Raw genomic sequence first — 16,950 nt, 5'->3', positions numbered from 1 at the left:
GCCGAACAACCACCACCTTATTGAAAGCTATATCGAACTCCTACAACGTAACGAGGACCATATTGGCGAGCAAATAAGAACTGCTCTTCATACCTCCCAAAACCTTGTTCCGTTTCGTTATTGATATTGATACCTTCGAAAAAGACTGTTGTTTGCTCATCGATGTCATAATTGACGCTTAAGTCCCATTGGCCAAAAGCTTTTGCAAACTGCGGAGGATTATCAGAAGAACCTTCATTTTGTCCTACACCAATTAAATACTCATCTCGCCAAGCATACGTTGCCTTGACAGACAGCCCATGTTTCTCGTAGAAAGCCTGAAAATTTGCAGAATCACTCAAACCGGTTAACGGTGTTTGCTGTGCTAAGCTGTCAACGTCAAACTCAACATCGCCATCTACAATCGTGCCATTGATGCCCAAACCAAATCCGCTTTCGCCAAATAAGTGCTGAAAAGCAACTTCAATTCCATCTACCGTTTTCGTATCAGGTGCGTTAAATGGTCGTCGAATATCCCACGAAATTAACGGGTCATCAGATGAGGGAGTTAAATAACCTTGTTCATTTAACGGTGAACCATTGGCTTGTATTTCAGCAAATATTGCATCATTAGTCGCTTGCTCACCTCGTCCTTCAATGTTAGCTACCGCTTGATTCCAGCGAGGCCCCAAATAAATATCGTGAAAGCCTTCAATGGTTGTTGAAACAATTTGGCTACCGATAAAATTTTCAACGTCTTTTCGAAAGTAACCTACAGATGCGTAACTGGCATCGCCATAGTAATACTCAAGACTCAGATCAAAATTGGTGGACTCAAACGGCATTAAGTTTGTATTACCTTCGCCACCATTTCGAGAACCAATTTTAGGACTGCCAGATAAACTTCTGCCACCAGCTAAATCACCTAATGGTGCACGCGTGATTGTTTTACCCCATGATACACGGCCAACCAATTCATCAGTTAAATCAACTTTTACATCAATCATAGGCAAGAACACATCATGTTCGCCTGTTTGTTCTAAAAAGTTTGCATCACCTGGTAAATACTGCGTGTGCCATTCACTACCACCTTTCCACCAAACAGTAGTTGGCACTGGTTGTAACACATGGCTGGTAACTTCTGTTTCTTCATAGCGAACACCAATATTTACTTGCACTGGCAACTCAGCAACATCAAATTCCCATTGAGATTGCAAATAAATACTCTGGGTTTCTTCTTGTACTGAACCTTGGGTAAGCGTGCCCATATCATGGTAAGCGGTAGTGGCAAAATAATCATCACCCCCAAGCACTTCATTGGTTAAAAAGGCTTCTGAACGAGCAACCACTTCATCAAAATCAAAGGTGTAATAATAGTTAGGGGTTAAATTAGCGCCGCCACTACTAAATGCATCAAGGAAATTATCGGTACTATTGCGAACAAACATGCCATCTGGAAACATTTCAGGCCAAGAAGGATTAAACAAGAAGCCACCAATGAGTCCACTCCACGCATTTGACCCTCCCATGGTTTGATCTGTATAAGCACCACCAAACTTCACTTGAACAAGTGGAATATCAAATAGGTCATTTTCCCAAGTACCATGTAATTGCACCTGTTCTATTTCAGACTTACCTGGTGAGTGTATAAATTGGCTAAAATGTGAGTCAATTTCACCTGGCGCTAATTCTGTTGTGCCATTATTCCAATATATCTCAGCAAGTGGAATATCACCTTGGCGATAATCATAGGTTTTCGTTGTAAGTTGATCTGACCCTAATACCAACGAGCCAAAACTGCCCATTCCTTCATCACCACCATTGTCGATATCGCTAGAAGAGTCATGATAATCAAGCACTAAATTGAACGTATCAGTGACTTGCCAATCTAGGTTCAGGCCAATAGATTCTTCTTCAACATCAGTTGTGCCTCGCGATGCAGTATAAGAGCCGTCATTACCGCTAATATCGGCGTAAACAACCGTACCGTTGTCATCAATTTCGTAGGCATTAATGTTACCACCGTAATCGTTCCACAGCCCCCAACCAATTGAATTTATACCCGTTGTGGCTTCTGTGCGCGTATAATCTAATGAAACAATCAATGCATCGATTGGCATATATTGCACAACGACATGACTATTGGTTCTATCGCGTTCTATGTTTTCAATACCGTAATTCATATCGCGCGGGAAGAAATGATTTCCAATGCGATTTCCTTCATCATCAATCGCACGCGGATCGACCACCTTGTCGTCAGCTAAATTAGTTGGCAGTGCAACATTAGCTTGCCAACCTTGGATATTCGCCAATTGTTTTTGAAAATCGCGTTCATGATGAGTAAATGAAAATGCAACCCCTAAGGTGTCATCTAAAAACGTATTGGAATATAGCGCTGAAAACTCAGGCGTAACATCACTGCCTTCTTCATTTGAACTATCGTGAATTGCTTTCGCCGAGAGACTATAACGCTCTCCAGGACTTGCCAACGGCTTGCGAGTGACAATATTTACCGTTGCACCTAAGCCACCACTGGGGTTCTCAGCCCGAGCGGTTTTGTAAACTTCAAGTGCTGATACACCGTCTGAGGCGAGATTTTCTAAACTATAAGAGCGCGTGTTACCAGTGCCTGGCATTTGACGGCCATTTAAGGTGATCAAGTTAAAATCTGGACCAAAGCCCCGTACCGTAATTTGACTACCTTCACCATTACTTCGGCTTACCGAAACCCCAGTAATACGTTGCAATGATTCAGCAAGGTTGGTGTCTGGAAATTTACCCATTTCTTCTGCGGAAATTGCGTCCACTACGCCTGACATATCACGCTTAACATTCATTGCACGTGTTAAACTGCCTTTAATGCCTTTAACTTCAATAATTTCTACTTCATTACTTTTTGAAGCAGCATCTTGCGCGAATACAATGGGGCTAGTTATTGTCGTTAACATAGCGGTTAATGCAAGCGCGATTGGTGACTTTGTAAAATTTGTCATGTTCATTTTTACCTACTTATTCAATAATTTTTATTGATTTGATCATGCTTGAGCAATCAAATCGTTAATGTCCAAGTGTTACGACGTTTTCACAGCTCGTTGTAAGTGCTGTTCATTACTTGTTGCTCTTGCTATATCTAGCGATAACAACATTGTGTTCTTAGCGAAAACAACTGGGGTTACGCTAAGAACGTCAGGTAACGGAAAGGTAAATGAAGACAACAAATTATGCTCCTTTGTTGCACGGTTATAAAAACCATTTGATGTCAGTGATATTGTTTGCGTTTGTGCTTGCGGTACACTGCTAGGGTCATAGATCATGACATTATCTAAACGATACACGGCACCTTCTCCACTGCCCCAGGCAGGAAACACCATGAGCACGTCAATTTGGCTAATATCAAGGCCTGCATCAAATAAATCTTGTAGTGAATAAGTATAGGTTTGCCATTGACCCACAACTGGCGCAATACCTTCTTTACTTGCGGTTAGCTCAAGTTCAACAGCAGTGGTGGTATCACCGGCTTCTATTTTAAACAACCACGCAGCGCTACTATCATTTGGCGCCGATTCAACTTTCATTTCAAACTGTACAACACCGTTTAACAACAGGTTTGAGGCATCTAAATAAACATCATCGTCAGCCATAATGCCCATTACGGTTGGTGTTGAACCAATAATGAACTCTGCTGTTAAGCCATGTTCAGTATCATCATTCTCAATCGTTGGTGTTGAACCGCCACAGCAATCCCAAATTGACCACTGCTCTAGCGCTTGGTCAGCGAAAAGTACATGACCATTGAAGCCTGACGAAGCATTCGGATCATAGATTTTTACGTTATCTACTCGGTAAGTAGCACCTTCACCACTGCCCCAAGCAGGAAAAATCATCACAACATCTAAGGCGCTAACATCTAAACCCGCATCGGCTAAATCAGCAAGGTTAAAAGTATAGGTTTGCCACTGACCTACAACTGGTGCAACACCTTCGACACTTGCAGTTAATTCAACTTCTGCTGCTGAAGATGCGTTGTCACTTTCTACTTTGAACAGCCAAGCAGCATCAGCCACATTTGGAGCTGATGTTATTTTCATATCAAATTGAATAACACCATTTGCTAAAATAGCGCTCGCATCAAACGGTTCAGGTTGTACATCAGGTGTGGTTATAAACTCAGCGCGCGACGCAAACCCCATTACTGTAGGCGATGCTCCAATAGAAAACTCAGCTACTGCGCCGTGAGCATCATCTTCATCAATCACTACCATAGGCGTTGAGCCTCCGCAGCAATCCCATAACGGCCAGCTCGCTTTTGCTTCATCACTAAACACGGTGAATGAGGGTGCAGCAAAATCAGCACCTATTGTTAAATCAGCAACCCGATATACCGCTCCTTCACCACTACCCCATGCAGGAAATATCATCACCACATCAATAGCACTAAGGTCAAGACCAGCATCAGCAAGTGTTTGCAGCGAAAAAGTAAAGGTTTGCCACTGACCTGCAACAGGCGCAACGCCCTCTACACTATCAGTTAATGGAATTTCCGCCGCAGTGCTAGCACCTTGGCTTTCGACTTTCAATATCCATGGTGCATCAGCCGTATTTGGTAATGAAACCGCATTCATCATAAAACTAAGTGTGCCTGTTTCTGCAATTGGGCTTGCATCAAAAGGTGTTGGTTTTCCGTCAGGGTCGGTAATAAATTCTTCCCGAGAAGTAAAGCCATTAACCGTAGGAGTTGCCCCTACCACGAACTCCATCACATCACCTTGTTGAGCATCTTCTACAACCGTAGGGGTTGAACCGCCGCAACAATCCCATGCTGGCCAATTTGGGTTTTCACTACCATCAAAAATAGTTAAATTTTGTGGTATCCCTGTAGAAGGCGGGGAAGGAATCGGCGCTTTGCCTTCTTCTAATGCATCATCGAGGCTGTCATAACCGCCACGAACCGTTTCACAACCTTTACCTGTATCTGGATTTTGTTGACATTGATACACACGTACATAGTCGATTTCGAAATGCTGCCCTTCGGCAAATGCGGTGGCATCAATCCCTAAATTATTGACATTCTCTGGCCAGTCGCCGCCTACAGCTAAGTTAAGGAGTAAATGAAATTCTTGATCAAACGGCGAATTATCCCAATGCGTAATTAACTCACCACTACCTTGATCGAAAAATTCAGTAAACCAACCACGATGAGATAAACCAACTGGCTCATCTTTACTATTATACCGTACCGTTGATCGTCGTTGTGTTTGGTATAAATAATCATCTACATACCAACGAATTTCACCTTCTTGCCACTCTATGGCATAAGTATGAAAATCGTCTGCGGGGCTAGCACCGCTTGGTAATTGATATGCTCTACCGCTAGATTCATTGTTTGGCCAGTCTTTTCCGTAATGTAGTGTACCGTGAACATTATTTTCAACTTCACCATCAGCATTAATAACGTTTAAGTTTACCGCTTCCAAGATGTCTATTTCACCAGACTTTGGCCAACCTCCATACACGTTATCTGTGGGTAGCATCCAAAACGCTGGCCAACTACCTTGGCCACTCGGTAGTTTTGCCCGCACTTCAAAACGACCGTATTTAAAATCGCCTTTGTATTTAGTATTTAATCGTGCCGATGTATAAGGTAAATCAGCACTTTCTTCGGCTGGTAACGCGACGATATGTAAAATACCATCTTCAATGTAAGAGTTCTCTGGGTTGTCGGTATAACATTGTTTTTCGTTATTCCCCCCGCCAACACAGTTAATTTCATGATTCCATTTTTGACTATCAATGGCATCGGTATCAAATTCATCATTCCAGACCATTTCCCAGTCTGACACTGGTTGTGTTGGTTCAACACTTGTTGATGTTGTACTTGTTTCTGCACCACCACCGCAACCAATGAGGGCTACAGTTGCAGTACTTGCAAGTAATGTTTTTAATATTCTAATTGTTGTATTCATATTGTCATTTCCACGTTAGACAAAGCAGGCTTTTCGTTCGTGTTTCTATTTAGCATAGTAAACCGAGCGTCTCCCCCACCAATTTTGTGACTTAGTTTTTATTTATCTTGCAGTCACATGACTTTGCTAATTTAGGCTTTTGACTTGGGTCTGTTGAACTTTCGTGATTAAACTTTGTTCGAACTAAACGCGAAAGGTCAACAGACCCAAGTACGCACTAATAGTGGAATATGCAAGGAATTGCCACAATAGAAATGCGCCATCACGGGAATAATATGCGAGTTAATTAGGCCGTTGCGACAAAAGGAGATATTTTTACGACAACATGTAGAAGTGTATCCACATTGCTTGCTCATATTTAGTGTTTCAGTAAACATGAAAAGCTTGTTTTAAAATTTTCTAGGTCTATACTAGAATGTCGACTTTGAGGTAGATATGTCTAAAAAAGATAGTATTAACATCATCAAGAGTAACGCACTCACCTTCCCAATTTAAGCCGAACGTACCCTTTACGTTCGGCTGGCACTTTATTTTCTGAATTTTATTTATAGTCATAAGGGCGTATTGCTTCTTCTTGTGTAATACATCAATGATAGCGAAGAAATTATTCAACAAGCGTTGATTAATCGCTGAAACAATACGCTCTAGTTCGGTTGGAGATACTACCGTGCTCAAATATTTTAGTGGTCTTTGCAGGTCAGTCGACTGCAGCACAAACCCCGCTTTTAAAGATATAAGTTTTCAAATTTTAATGAACCCAACGAGGTTAAATGCTTTTCTCGCTCGTTTAGCAATAAGTCAATCGAAAGCATCTCGATTTAATAGCCTAATTACCATTGGCACTCGAGTGGTATTGAAAAATTTAGCAAACCAAAAAACATTCACCTTAAAAATTGTCAGCGCTGAAAAAGCTCGACCACAGAAGGGAGAAATATCATGTTTATCAATCATTGGGGCAGAATTATTAGGTCAACAACAAGGTGCCATATTTACAATAGATACACCAAATGGACAAGAGTTATGGCAAGTATTAAAAGTAGGAGATTAATATCAACAAAAACATAAGCAATTATCCTTAAACGTTTACATTAACACTCATTAACCAAAGAGTATTATTATGGAAAATAAACCAGAAATTACCATATCTCGATCCGACGTTGCTGAAATTGAATATCAAATTACTCAACAAGGTTTACCAGAAGAGCTGACATCGGCATTAGAAGATGAGATAAGTAGAGCAACATTAGTCGCTAATAACGCATTACCCAAAGATGTTGTGGCGATAGGCTCTCAAGTTACCTTTAAAGTACTTGAAACGAATAATGTTTTTACAAAAACACTATGTTTACCCACCGATATAAATAAGTATGAAGATGCAATTTCAATTTTTGCTCCTATCGGCTCCGCAATTATTGGTTTACGTGTTGGCCAACGGATTAACTGGCAAGTTCAGCGCGCAAATCAAACCGTTGAAATAATCAGTGTTGCTCAATAGCTTTACAACATTTTTTATTGATTAGACATTGAAATAACAAAGGAAACATAGATGAATTACACTCACGAGACCATATCACATCTAAAGCGAAGTAGCCCTGCACAAGCAGAGTTTTATCAAGCTGTTGAAGAGGTTTTAACATCATTAGCCCCTATATTAGAAAGCAATAGTAAATATAGAGAAGAAGCGATAATTCAACGAATTGTTGAGCCTGAAAGGCAAATTATGTTTCGCGTACCATGGGTTGATGATCAAGGTGACATTCAAGTCAATAAAGGTTATAGGGTCGAATTTAACTCAGCTTTAGGCCCTTATAAAGGCGGCTTGCGATTTCACCCATCAGTCAATGCAAGTATTATCAAATTTCTTGGTTTTGAACAAATATTTAAAAATGCATTGACTGGGCTCCCCATTGGTGGAGGAAAAGGTGGAGCCAACTTTATTCCAAGCGGGAAGTCTGATGGTGAAATTATGAGGTTTTGCCAATCTTTTATGAGCGAACTTTATCGCCATATTGGTCCTCACGTTGATGTTCCCGCTGGAGATATAGGTGTAGGGGCTCGTGAAATTGGCTATATGTTTGGTCAATATAAAAGGCTAACCGGTCGGTACGACGGTGCATTAACCGGTAAAAGCTTGCTTTGGGGCGGCTCATTAGTGAGAAAAGAAGCAACAGGTTATGGAACTGTGTATTTCGCTAATTATATGCTTAATGATAAGGGAGACAGCCTACAAGGTAAGAAGTGTTTAGTTTCGGGGGCAGGTAACGTTGCAATTTATGCAATAGAAAAGTTATATCAATTAGGAGCTATTCCTTTAAGTTGTAGCGACTCACGTGGCACTATATATCATGATGAAGGTATCGACCTTAAGCTATTAAAAAGATTAAAAGAAGTTAAACGTGACAGCTTAATCCATTATTTAGACACTTACCCAAATGCGAAATACACACCGATCTCTGATTATCCAAAAGATGGCCATGCCATTTGGCGCTACAAGGCTGATGCTGCATTTCCATGCGCGACTCAAAATGAATTAACTGAACAAGATGCGATTACCTTAATTAATAATGGCTGCACTTTGATTAGTGAAGGTGCAAACATGCCAACAACGCGCGAAGCTATTAATATTCTCCTTGAGGCAAACATTGCATACGGACCGGGGAAAGCTGCTAATGCTGGCGGCGTTGCAACAAGTCAGCTAGAAATGGCACAAAATGCGAGTATGCAAAGGTGGACTTTTAATGCCGTTGATGAACAATTACAACGCATAATGAAAAATATCTTTAACAATTCAAATGAAGTCAGTAAAGAATTCGGCCAACCCGGTAACCTAATTCTTGGGGCTAATATCGCTGGTTTTCGCCGCGTTGCTGATGCCATGATTGAACAAGGTGTTGTTTAAGGTTACAAGATAAACAATGATAAAACCCTCAACTACCGCTAACCGTTTATTCTGTTAAATCGGCGTTGAGGGTTTTATAGATATACCCATAAACATTTGTTTATTTATGGTCACTATTTTCGTTGTATTTATTTCATGAAATCATATTCAACCGTAAACATCACTTATGTATTGCACAAAGTTCATAATTCTTAGCTAAGAAATGAAGTAATCATATTTCCCTTATTGGATTAAAAAATTAATCGCATTAACAATTTCATCTGGGCGTTGAAACACCGCCATATGATCACTATTTGATAACGGAATATACTGTCCTAATGATTGCTCACTCACCTGCTTGCTCCATTGGCTTCCTTCTGTTTGCCACTTTATTAAACCATCAAGATACTCAGGTTCAGCATTATCGATTTCATTTTGCTCAAAATCAGTATCAATCACACTAATAGGAACAGCTGTTGATATATTGCTTTGTCTAACAAGCTCAAGATCATCATGATAATTCATAATCTCTTTAGCTCGCGTTAGCTGCTTATTAATCATTAAACGGTTTTGGCTAATTAAATCAAAATACTGCCAATCCATAAGTTCGTTATACTTTTCAGGTATTAACGCTTCAACTGTTAGTCTTTCTTTGCTGAGTTTGTCTGCTGAACTCGCCGTCATTTTTCCTGCACTGATGTAATTGAGCAATTCATCACCAAGGCCACGATACCAAGTGACAGGCCAATCTTGATAGAAGCTTATTGAGTGTGGCAGTAAAATATCAGGATCTACCCATAGCATCCCCATTAATTCACTTTGGCTGACTTTATCCGGCATTTGTTGCCACAAGTGAGAAAGAATATTACTGCTAGCAAAGCTCAACATCACAATGCGATCTTCATTTAACGCGAGCAACGTTTTATCTAACGCATCAACAAATGATGAATAAGAAGGTTGTGCTATATCGCTACTAAAACCATTACCAAAACGCTCGATAACGTGTACTCGATGTGTTTTAGCAATTAATGGTTGTAGTAATGCAAACCAAGCACTGTCGCTATGATAATTTTTATTAAACCCTGATAGTAAAATAACTGCGGGGCCGCTATGCTCTAACCCCATGCTACGCACATGTACTAGCTCTTCTTGCTGAGACTGCTCAACACGATATAAGCTTGAAAAATTATCTAACTTCTTATCACTGACTGAATCAAAAAATTCAATGATTTCAGCCGAAGTATCAAAATCGCTGAACTGCCATGAATGCTGTCCTGACTGTATAGCGATCAATTGATTAATATTGGTTTCGTTCTGGTATACGTGTTTTTGAATGCCGTCTTGTTCAACGATTTCTTTCTCGGTATCAATACTATTTTGCTTTGCAATCAAATCGATTGCTACTTCACTAGCAATCAGCCCAAAATTACTATGCGACAAGCCTTGATATGGCAGCGTTTTGTCAGCCGTTCCATGAACCATCATATAATTAGTGGGGTGTTGAACCTGACACGACAATGATAATTGCTCTGACATGGGAGAAGCAACTGAAGCTACACCTTTGAACGATAGGTTACTGTTACACATTAAATTTTGCGTAAATAATCCACCTTGAGAATAACCAACGGCATATAATTCTTCGTTAATAATACTAAATTTTTGTTTAACATCGGTGACTACATCTTCAACAAAAGCTAGGTCATTTATACCTAGGCGGTGAGGTTTATTACAGTCACAGCCTTCGTTCCATTCTTCAACTTTTGATTGCGGATAAACAACAATATAATCTTTTGAAAATGACGCTAACTGGGTCATTGCCTGCATCCCCATGGCATTACCACCAGAGCCATGAAATGCTAACAGTAACTTATATGCTTTATTAGGATCTACTCCATTTGTAGGCTGAGATAAGTAATAATCTCGCCCATTAATTGATGTTTTAACAACACCATTATTATCAACTGGTGGTAAAAGGTCATTATCGTTATTATTTTTGTTGGTTCCATTACAGCCAATCATCATTAAGCTAATGAAAATTATACTGATTGATAGTACAAACTTAGGTTGCATTGTTTTTCTCCTCGTTAATGTTGCCCATAGCTAACCATTGAAGTAAAAACAACAACACATAAGTAGCTTATGTTTTCATTACTTTTATGTTATGTTTAAAAATATATCGTTATTTCAAGATGATAGAGAATGAAGGTTAGAATTGCTGACGTTGTCTTTGACGCTAAACAACGTACACTTTCACACATAAATGGCAGCCGAAAATTAGAACCGAAGGTGTTTACCCTACTTACTTCGTTGTTAAATGCATCTGGTGAGATAGTTACTCGGGATCAATTAATTGCTCTTGTATGGAATAATCGCGTTGTTGGTGACGGTGCGATTAACCGTACTGTTTCGTTATTAAGAAATCATTTTTTAGCGCTCACCTCAGAAGATGTCATTGAAACGGTGCCAACTCAGGGTTATCGTCTAGTCGCTCAAACCGAATTAATTGAAAGCACAAGCAGCAACAGCATTAAAAACGCTACCGGCGATAACCGTCAGCGCCCTAATAAAAACAAGGTTGCACTATCGATAAAGCTAGCGACACTTATATTGTTAACGATAATTATCGGGTTATTAAGCTGGTTTTTCTCTGCTAAAAACCAACAACATGCTGACTTAAATACCACCTTAATTAACGATCCTTTGGTGGGTTTGAAAGGATGGGAATATGATATTTCTACTACGACGACAGGCAATAAAGTACTCTTCCACCATCAAGCGGAAGATGGCGTTCAACGAGTGTATTTATACAATACCGATACACATAAAAAGCAAGCGATTCTTAAAAATGCTCGGGCGGCAATCAATGCCAAGGGTGATGCCGTTATTTTTGCTCAAAAAAATACTGAGATGTGCTCATTTAATATTTTCAATGTAGCAAGTCAGCAAATTAAACATCTATTCAACTGTGATGAAATTCCCAGTAAATTAGTATGGAAAGACAGTACGCACTTTTATTTCAATAAACGATTAAGTAAATCACATCCGTATCAAGTATTCAGTTTTGATGTAGCCACTCATAGATTAATGCAAATTAGCAACCCAAAAAGCAACAACAACCTGAAGGGGGACTTTAATTTTGCCCATAATCATAAGACTCAACAATTAGCGATATTAAGATATTTAAATGAAAATCAAACCGAATTAATTATACAGCAGCCTGACTCATCAGAAGAAAAGCACACACTAAATAAACGAATAACAAGCCTAGCGTGGTCACCGCAAACTAACAGTATCATTCTAGCTGATCGCTCAACGCTTTATCATTACTCCCCTGATGCTCAAACGCTTAACATAATTAAACAACTTGAAATCGATATAAATTCGTTAGCAGTCGCTTCTAAACACCAAAGTCACTATTTATTGTTAAGCAGCAAGCAAGTCACTAGCGACATCATGAGTCACAACATTGATGATAATACTGATCATATTTGGCAACAAAGTGCCGGAGTAGAATTACTTCCGAGAAGCGCAAACGGTAATGATCTCATATTATCAACTCGTTACAAAAACCACCATTTCTGGCAAATTGAAAACAACGAACCCGTATTACTAGATATTGAACTTCCCTTTGAATTGCAGTTTACGCGTTATGAATTATCGCCCAACGGCAATAATATTTTATTAACTAATTTAGGCGCTAGTTATGAAATAGACCTTTATAAAAAATCAATTACTCAATTATTTTCGAAGCAACATAAAAGCTATGTCAGTAATTATTTTTCAGACCAAGCAGATAACATTATCTATAGCAGTAATAAATCTGGCCAGTGGCAATTGTGGCTATTTGATCGTGCAAGTAAAAAACATCAACAAATTACGCAAAATGGCGGTTATAGTGGTCGTGTTATCAATAACACGCTCTATTTCACTAAATATTCTCGTGATGGTTTGTGGACAAAAAACCTTAGCGGCCAGGAAGAACAATTGCTACTCAAAGATTTTAGTTTATTAAATTGGTTAAACTGGCAGCTTGTAGGTGATCATATTTATTTTTATCGTGCAGACTCTGGTATTTGGCAATATTCAATCACCAACAAAGATGAAAAGCTACTGATGACAAAGCCAGATAATTTTGTTCACCAATACACCGTAATTCCCAATGAAAACGTTATTTTATGGGTGAAACTCCGACCCGTTGAAGGCGATATTTATCAGTATCAGCTGACACTTTCGCCATAACGCTAAAAACCTAAAAAGATTTTACTGATATTTTTATTTAGCTCCCCCTTTTAAAGTGATAGATCAGAGTAAAGGAGGTAACTCCAATTAAAGTTACCGCCCCTTTACTATCTTATTTACCGTTTATTTCTTTTTCGAAACTTTTCAAAGCACATGTTCTCATAACCAGTATATTCAGCGATAAACTGTGCTGTGGTAACATTCGTTTGCTTAATGACATTAGTAGAGGCAACAACATTAAACGGTCTACCGAAACAATAGCTTTTGCTTGACACTTTCAAACCAGAATCAATTTCTTTATATGCTAGCTTCGATGAACTATCTTGTATTTTTAGTACTTCTATATGCGCTTGGTCAATATCTGCACCATAAGCTGCTTTTAGTTTTGCAGGTTGCTCTTTCCACTCATCAATACTGACAACATCGAAGATACGATCTTCAAACGATAAATGATAAATCGTATCACCAACAGCTTTAACCACAAATCTCTGTGATTGCATAAGGTTAGATGGGTTCTGATAGGTACATGTTCTACTCCAACGAGCAAAGGTAGTTGAGTGTCCTCTTGTATTTTCAGGTATATCCAATCGCTTACATTGCCAATTTTTACCTTTGGTGGCGATCATGTTATCGATGTCGCTTTTTGTGCTCATCATCGACACACCCAAAATATTAGATAGTTTTGCCAAGTCGGGCTGTGAAAGAACGTTGCCATTTTTATCGATAAGTTCGCCTAACGCAGTAAAAGGCAATGACGTAGCTAGAATGAACAAAATGGTGTTTATTTTCATGATTATCCCTCATCAATAGTCGTGTATTACTTAAAATAACGTCTCAAAAATTAATATAAGCTGAATGCAAATAGGTTGAACCGATAGCGCTTGGTTAATACTTCAACAAATCTAAACCGCATTTAGTATGCAAAGATCAGTGATAATTTTCACAAAGCAGAGCCTTTGACAGGTATTTTTCACGAACAAAGGCAATAGCCGACAAACATGTCGTCGTGCAAATTATTTTTCTTCTTGAAAAGTGCTTATTACTTTAAAAATTTTATACTAAACGGATAAACCCACAATTGACCATTATTTGCTTTCAATGCCGCAATAATCGCAAAAACAAAATTTAAGATGGCCAAGACAAGAAAGCCAGCAATACCAATAACAACAAACACTAAAATGCCACAGACAATTGAGTAAATAAACAAACTAATCAACCAATTAACCGTTACTTTACCGTGATTATCAATCGCACTACTTTTATCTTTATTCGTAGCCCACATGACAATAGGCAAGATAAACCCAAGCCCTGGAATAATGATACTTGTTAGCTGACTTAAATGAATTAGCATGCAATAAGTGTTTAAAGGCATGCCCCAGTATTCTTCTCTGTTATTATCCATAAATGTTCTCCATGTCATGTTCTTTAAAAATTGTGATAGAGAGCGCTGCTCTACCTGCAAAGTTGGAAAAACCTGGTAATTAAATGCCTATACCCATTATTTTCGCACACTATCAGCAAATAATGCGTGCTCAAAACGATAGTTACGTATCGCTGAAACGTCTACGCAACACAGTGTATCTCAAAGGCAAGCTTAACAACAAGACCCTTGATTTTAATAAACATTTACCTAGATGCAACAGGTGTCACACAAACACGTCATGTTTTAAACATCTGCCATTAAATATTGAGTGTTTATCAATTTGCTCTTGAGTTGATAATATTACCAACTGCCTCGTTAAAATTGCGGCTAACCTTTAACTTAACTTCATCGCCCATGTCTAATAAGCTTTCATTATTTTTCAGTGCTTGAATGCTTTTAACACAATTTATATTAATTAACGTTGATTTATGAATGCGCTGAAACATACTGCTATCTAATTCACTTTCAAGTTTCTTCATGGTGATACGTACAATATAGTTTTCTTCGGTGGTGTGAATACACATGTAATCGCCCGCAGCATCTATCCATCGAATATTTTTTACAGGTACAAAGACTTTTTCGTTTTTATCGTTTTTAATCACTAATTCCTGACGAAATTGAGAAGGTAACTTCGCGCTGCTGCCTTCTAGCCACTCCTCGAGTTCAGAAATCTCCAGCCCAGATGTTTCACCTAATGCTTTTAATAGCCTAAATTTTTCTAAATCACGTTGTTGTGGGGTAAGACGTTCGCGAATGCGCTCAACCGTTTTTTGCAAACGGCCGATATTCACCGGTTTCAAAATGTAATCTATGGCATTTAATTCAAATGCATCAAGCGCATATTCACTGTAAGCACTGACAAAAACGACAAGAGGCATAATATCGGCTTGTATAAGTTGCACAACTTCTAAACCATTGATCCCTGGGAGCCTAAGATCGATAAATAACACATCAGGTTGGCAACGTTGGCAAAGCTTTATCGCTTCGTCTCCGTCAGTTGCTTCGCCTATTACAACAATGTCTTCAATAGCTTCTAACCGTAGCCTCAGCCCTTCTATCGCTAAAGGTTCGTCATCAACAATTAATGCGGTAATGTGATTGTGAGTCATTTGATGTTACTTTTTTCAAAAGGCATAACGATTTTTACACTCGTACCAGCAGAGCTTTGCTTAATGGTAATTTGGCATTCTTCATTGAACATTGTCGCTAACCGCTCTTTTGTATTAGGTAGACCAATACCAAAACCTGGTGTTGATTCACGCGTATCACCGCTACCTTGATCTTCAACACAAACAATGAGTTTAGCTTCATCGACATTCGCTTTAATAGTAATAATACCGTGTTCTTTTTGACTTTCGATGCCATATTTAATGGCATTCTCTACAATCGGCTGAAGAAATAAAGCGGGCACTCTGGCATTATTTGCATCATTATCAACATCAAAATTCACACTTAATCGATCACCAAAACGAACTTTTTCAATGGAAAGATACAATGCTAATAATTCAACTTCCTTAAATAAGGTACTTTCTACTTGTGCTTTTTGATCTAAAGAGTAACGAAAAAATGTGCAAAGTTTATCCAACATCTCTCCAGCAGTATCGTTATCTTTTTTATAAATCAACGTAGAAATGGCATTCATAGTATTAAACATAAAGTGTGGGTTTAACTGATAACGCAGCATTTGTAATTGTGATTCTTTCGCTGAGGTTTGTGCACGTAGCAACATTTCGTGTTCTTTTTGTAGCTTATTGTTGTACAGCATAATGAAAAATATTGCTGTCCAAATAAACATCGTAGAAAGTGAAAATAAAAACCAGCCACCAAATTCAAGCATGTTCCATTTTTCATACCATACTTGGTGATATACCACGGTTTTATAAGAGGCAAGCTTTATGACATTATAAATAATGCCGAGCAATGCAGCACTGCCAAAGCTGATTGTTAAGGTTTTCTTTAACGGCAAGTGAACCGTACGCTGTATCACTAACCAAGAAACATAACTTAGTACAAAACCACTCAGTATTTCGATACCTAAATTTAAAATCTGCCCAGATAAGTTAAAGTGTGGATCGTCAAATTGCGGTCGAATAATGGCAATAAAAACCACTATCGCATACCCCACCCAGCCACTTAGCTGTAACATCCAAAATTGCTGACTTTGCTTAGAAAATCCTTGAGGCTCAATTTGAAGGGTAGCATCTTGCATCACTGTTTGCATAAGGTACCTAGCACTAATTTTTAGTACTTAGTGTCTAATTAAACCCTACCATTAATCAAGTAATTTAATTCACATAATAAAAGTTATTCGTTCAAGAACATCAGCTAATTCGCCGTATTAATATAGCGTCTATAGAACTTTCGCGTTTATTTTTGCAGCAGTTTAATGGTATTTAGACTAAGGCATTGCGATTAATGTGTGGTTATTCCACATGAAAAAGCAATAACGACGTTTAAAGGATAAAAAC

11 protein-coding genes are annotated in these 16,950 nt (G+C 38.7%); 4 read left to right on the top strand and 7 right to left on the bottom strand.

Annotation, left to right across the window (positions count from 1 at the left end; all coding sequences use genetic code 11):
• Positions 1-17: 17 nt before the first annotated feature.
• Positions 18-2,978, bottom strand: coding sequence for a TonB-dependent receptor (locus Q4489_RS05060; protein WP_303477841.1), 2,961 nt, complete (start codon positions 2,976-2,978; stop codon positions 18-20).
• 72 nt (positions 2,979-3,050) lie between these two features.
• Positions 3,051-5,942, bottom strand: a complete 2,892-nt coding sequence (locus tag Q4489_RS05055; RefSeq protein ID WP_303477839.1) for a glycoside hydrolase family 16 protein — start codon at positions 5,940-5,942, stop codon at positions 3,051-3,053.
• A 751-nt stretch (positions 5,943-6,693) separates the two neighbouring features.
• Between Q4489_RS05055 and Q4489_RS05050 the strand changes: the two genes are divergently transcribed.
• The 3 genes from Q4489_RS05050 to gdhA all read left to right on the top strand — a co-directional run bounded on the left by Q4489_RS05050 (position 6,694) and on the right by gdhA (position 8,841).
• Positions 6,694-6,990 (top strand): GreA/GreB family elongation factor, encoded by a 297-nt coding sequence (locus tag Q4489_RS05050; RefSeq protein WP_303477837.1) that lies wholly within the window; start codon positions 6,694-6,696, stop codon positions 6,988-6,990.
• Positions 6,991-7,059: 69 nt separating this feature from the next.
• Positions 7,060-7,437 (top strand): GreA/GreB family elongation factor, encoded by a 378-nt coding sequence (locus Q4489_RS05045; protein ID WP_303477835.1) that lies wholly within the window; start codon positions 7,060-7,062, stop codon positions 7,435-7,437.
• A 51-nt stretch (positions 7,438-7,488) separates the two neighbouring features.
• A complete protein-coding gene (gene gdhA / locus Q4489_RS05040; RefSeq protein ID WP_303477833.1) occupies positions 7,489-8,841 on the top strand; it encodes an NADP-specific glutamate dehydrogenase in 1,353 nt (450 codons plus the stop codon).
• 222 nt (positions 8,842-9,063) lie between these two features.
• Here the strand turns inward: gdhA and Q4489_RS05035 are convergent, their stop codons facing one another.
• Positions 9,064-10,890 (bottom strand): alpha/beta hydrolase, encoded by a 1,827-nt coding sequence (locus Q4489_RS05035; RefSeq protein WP_303477831.1) that lies wholly within the window; start codon positions 10,888-10,890, stop codon positions 9,064-9,066.
• A gap of 129 nt (positions 10,891-11,019) precedes the next feature.
• Here Q4489_RS05035 and Q4489_RS05030 point away from each other — a divergent pair, with 129 nt between their 5' ends.
• A complete protein-coding gene (locus tag Q4489_RS05030) occupies positions 11,020-13,059 on the top strand; it encodes a winged helix-turn-helix domain-containing protein (RefSeq protein WP_303477829.1) in 2,040 nt (679 codons plus the stop codon).
• 116 nt (positions 13,060-13,175) lie between these two features.
• Here the strand turns inward: Q4489_RS05030 and Q4489_RS05025 are convergent, their stop codons facing one another.
• The 4 genes from Q4489_RS05025 to Q4489_RS05010 form a co-directional block, all read right to left on the bottom strand.
• A complete protein-coding gene (locus Q4489_RS05025; protein WP_303477827.1) occupies positions 13,176-13,850 on the bottom strand; it encodes a hypothetical protein in 675 nt (224 codons plus the stop codon).
• 248 nt (positions 13,851-14,098) lie between these two features.
• A complete protein-coding gene (locus tag Q4489_RS05020; protein WP_303477825.1) occupies positions 14,099-14,461 on the bottom strand; it encodes a DUF4870 domain-containing protein in 363 nt (120 codons plus the stop codon).
• 296 nt (positions 14,462-14,757) lie between these two features.
• A complete protein-coding gene (locus Q4489_RS05015; protein WP_303477823.1) occupies positions 14,758-15,591 on the bottom strand; it encodes a LytTR family DNA-binding domain-containing protein in 834 nt (277 codons plus the stop codon).
• On the bottom strand, positions 15,588-16,703 hold the full coding sequence (locus Q4489_RS05010) for a sensor histidine kinase (protein ID WP_303477822.1): 1,116 nt from the start codon (positions 16,701-16,703) through the stop codon (positions 15,588-15,590). Before Q4489_RS05010 ends, Q4489_RS05015 begins: the two co-directional genes overlap by 4 nt.
• Positions 16,704-16,950 lie beyond the last annotated feature (247 nt).

It is taken from the genome of Thalassotalea sp. 1_MG-2023, assembly GCF_030546745.1.
Classification (GTDB): Bacteria; Pseudomonadota; Gammaproteobacteria; order Enterobacterales; family Alteromonadaceae; genus Thalassotalea_C.
Note: the sequence above shows the minus strand (reverse complement) of the source record. Positions and strands in the feature narration are given on the sequence as shown.

Excerpts from the sequence above, each read along its gene's own strand:
- Q4489_RS05010 (WP_303477822.1), bottom strand. The coding sequence starts at position 16,703 with ATGCAAACAGTGATGCAAGATGCTACCCTTCAAATTGAGCCTCAAGGA.
- Q4489_RS05060 (WP_303477841.1), bottom strand. The coding sequence starts at position 2,978 with ATGAACATGACAAATTTTACAAAGTCACCAATCGCGCTTGCATTAACC.
- Q4489_RS05015 (WP_303477823.1), bottom strand. The coding sequence starts at position 15,591 with ATGACTCACAATCACATTACCGCATTAATTGTTGATGACGAACCTTTA.
- Q4489_RS05030 (WP_303477829.1), top strand. The coding sequence starts at position 11,020 with ATGAAGGTTAGAATTGCTGACGTTGTCTTTGACGCTAAACAACGTACA.
- Q4489_RS05045 (WP_303477835.1), top strand. The coding sequence starts at position 7,060 with ATGGAAAATAAACCAGAAATTACCATATCTCGATCCGACGTTGCTGAA.
- gdhA (WP_303477833.1), top strand. The coding sequence starts at position 7,489 with ATGAATTACACTCACGAGACCATATCACATCTAAAGCGAAGTAGCCCT.
- Q4489_RS05035 (WP_303477831.1), bottom strand. The coding sequence starts at position 10,890 with ATGCAACCTAAGTTTGTACTATCAATCAGTATAATTTTCATTAGCTTA.
- Q4489_RS05050 (WP_303477837.1), top strand. The coding sequence starts at position 6,694 with ATGAACCCAACGAGGTTAAATGCTTTTCTCGCTCGTTTAGCAATAAGT.
- Q4489_RS05055 (WP_303477839.1), bottom strand. The coding sequence starts at position 5,942 with ATGAATACAACAATTAGAATATTAAAAACATTACTTGCAAGTACTGCA.
- Q4489_RS05020 (WP_303477825.1), bottom strand. The coding sequence starts at position 14,461 with ATGGATAATAACAGAGAAGAATACTGGGGCATGCCTTTAAACACTTAT.
- Q4489_RS05025 (WP_303477827.1), bottom strand. The coding sequence starts at position 13,850 with ATGAAAATAAACACCATTTTGTTCATTCTAGCTACGTCATTGCCTTTT.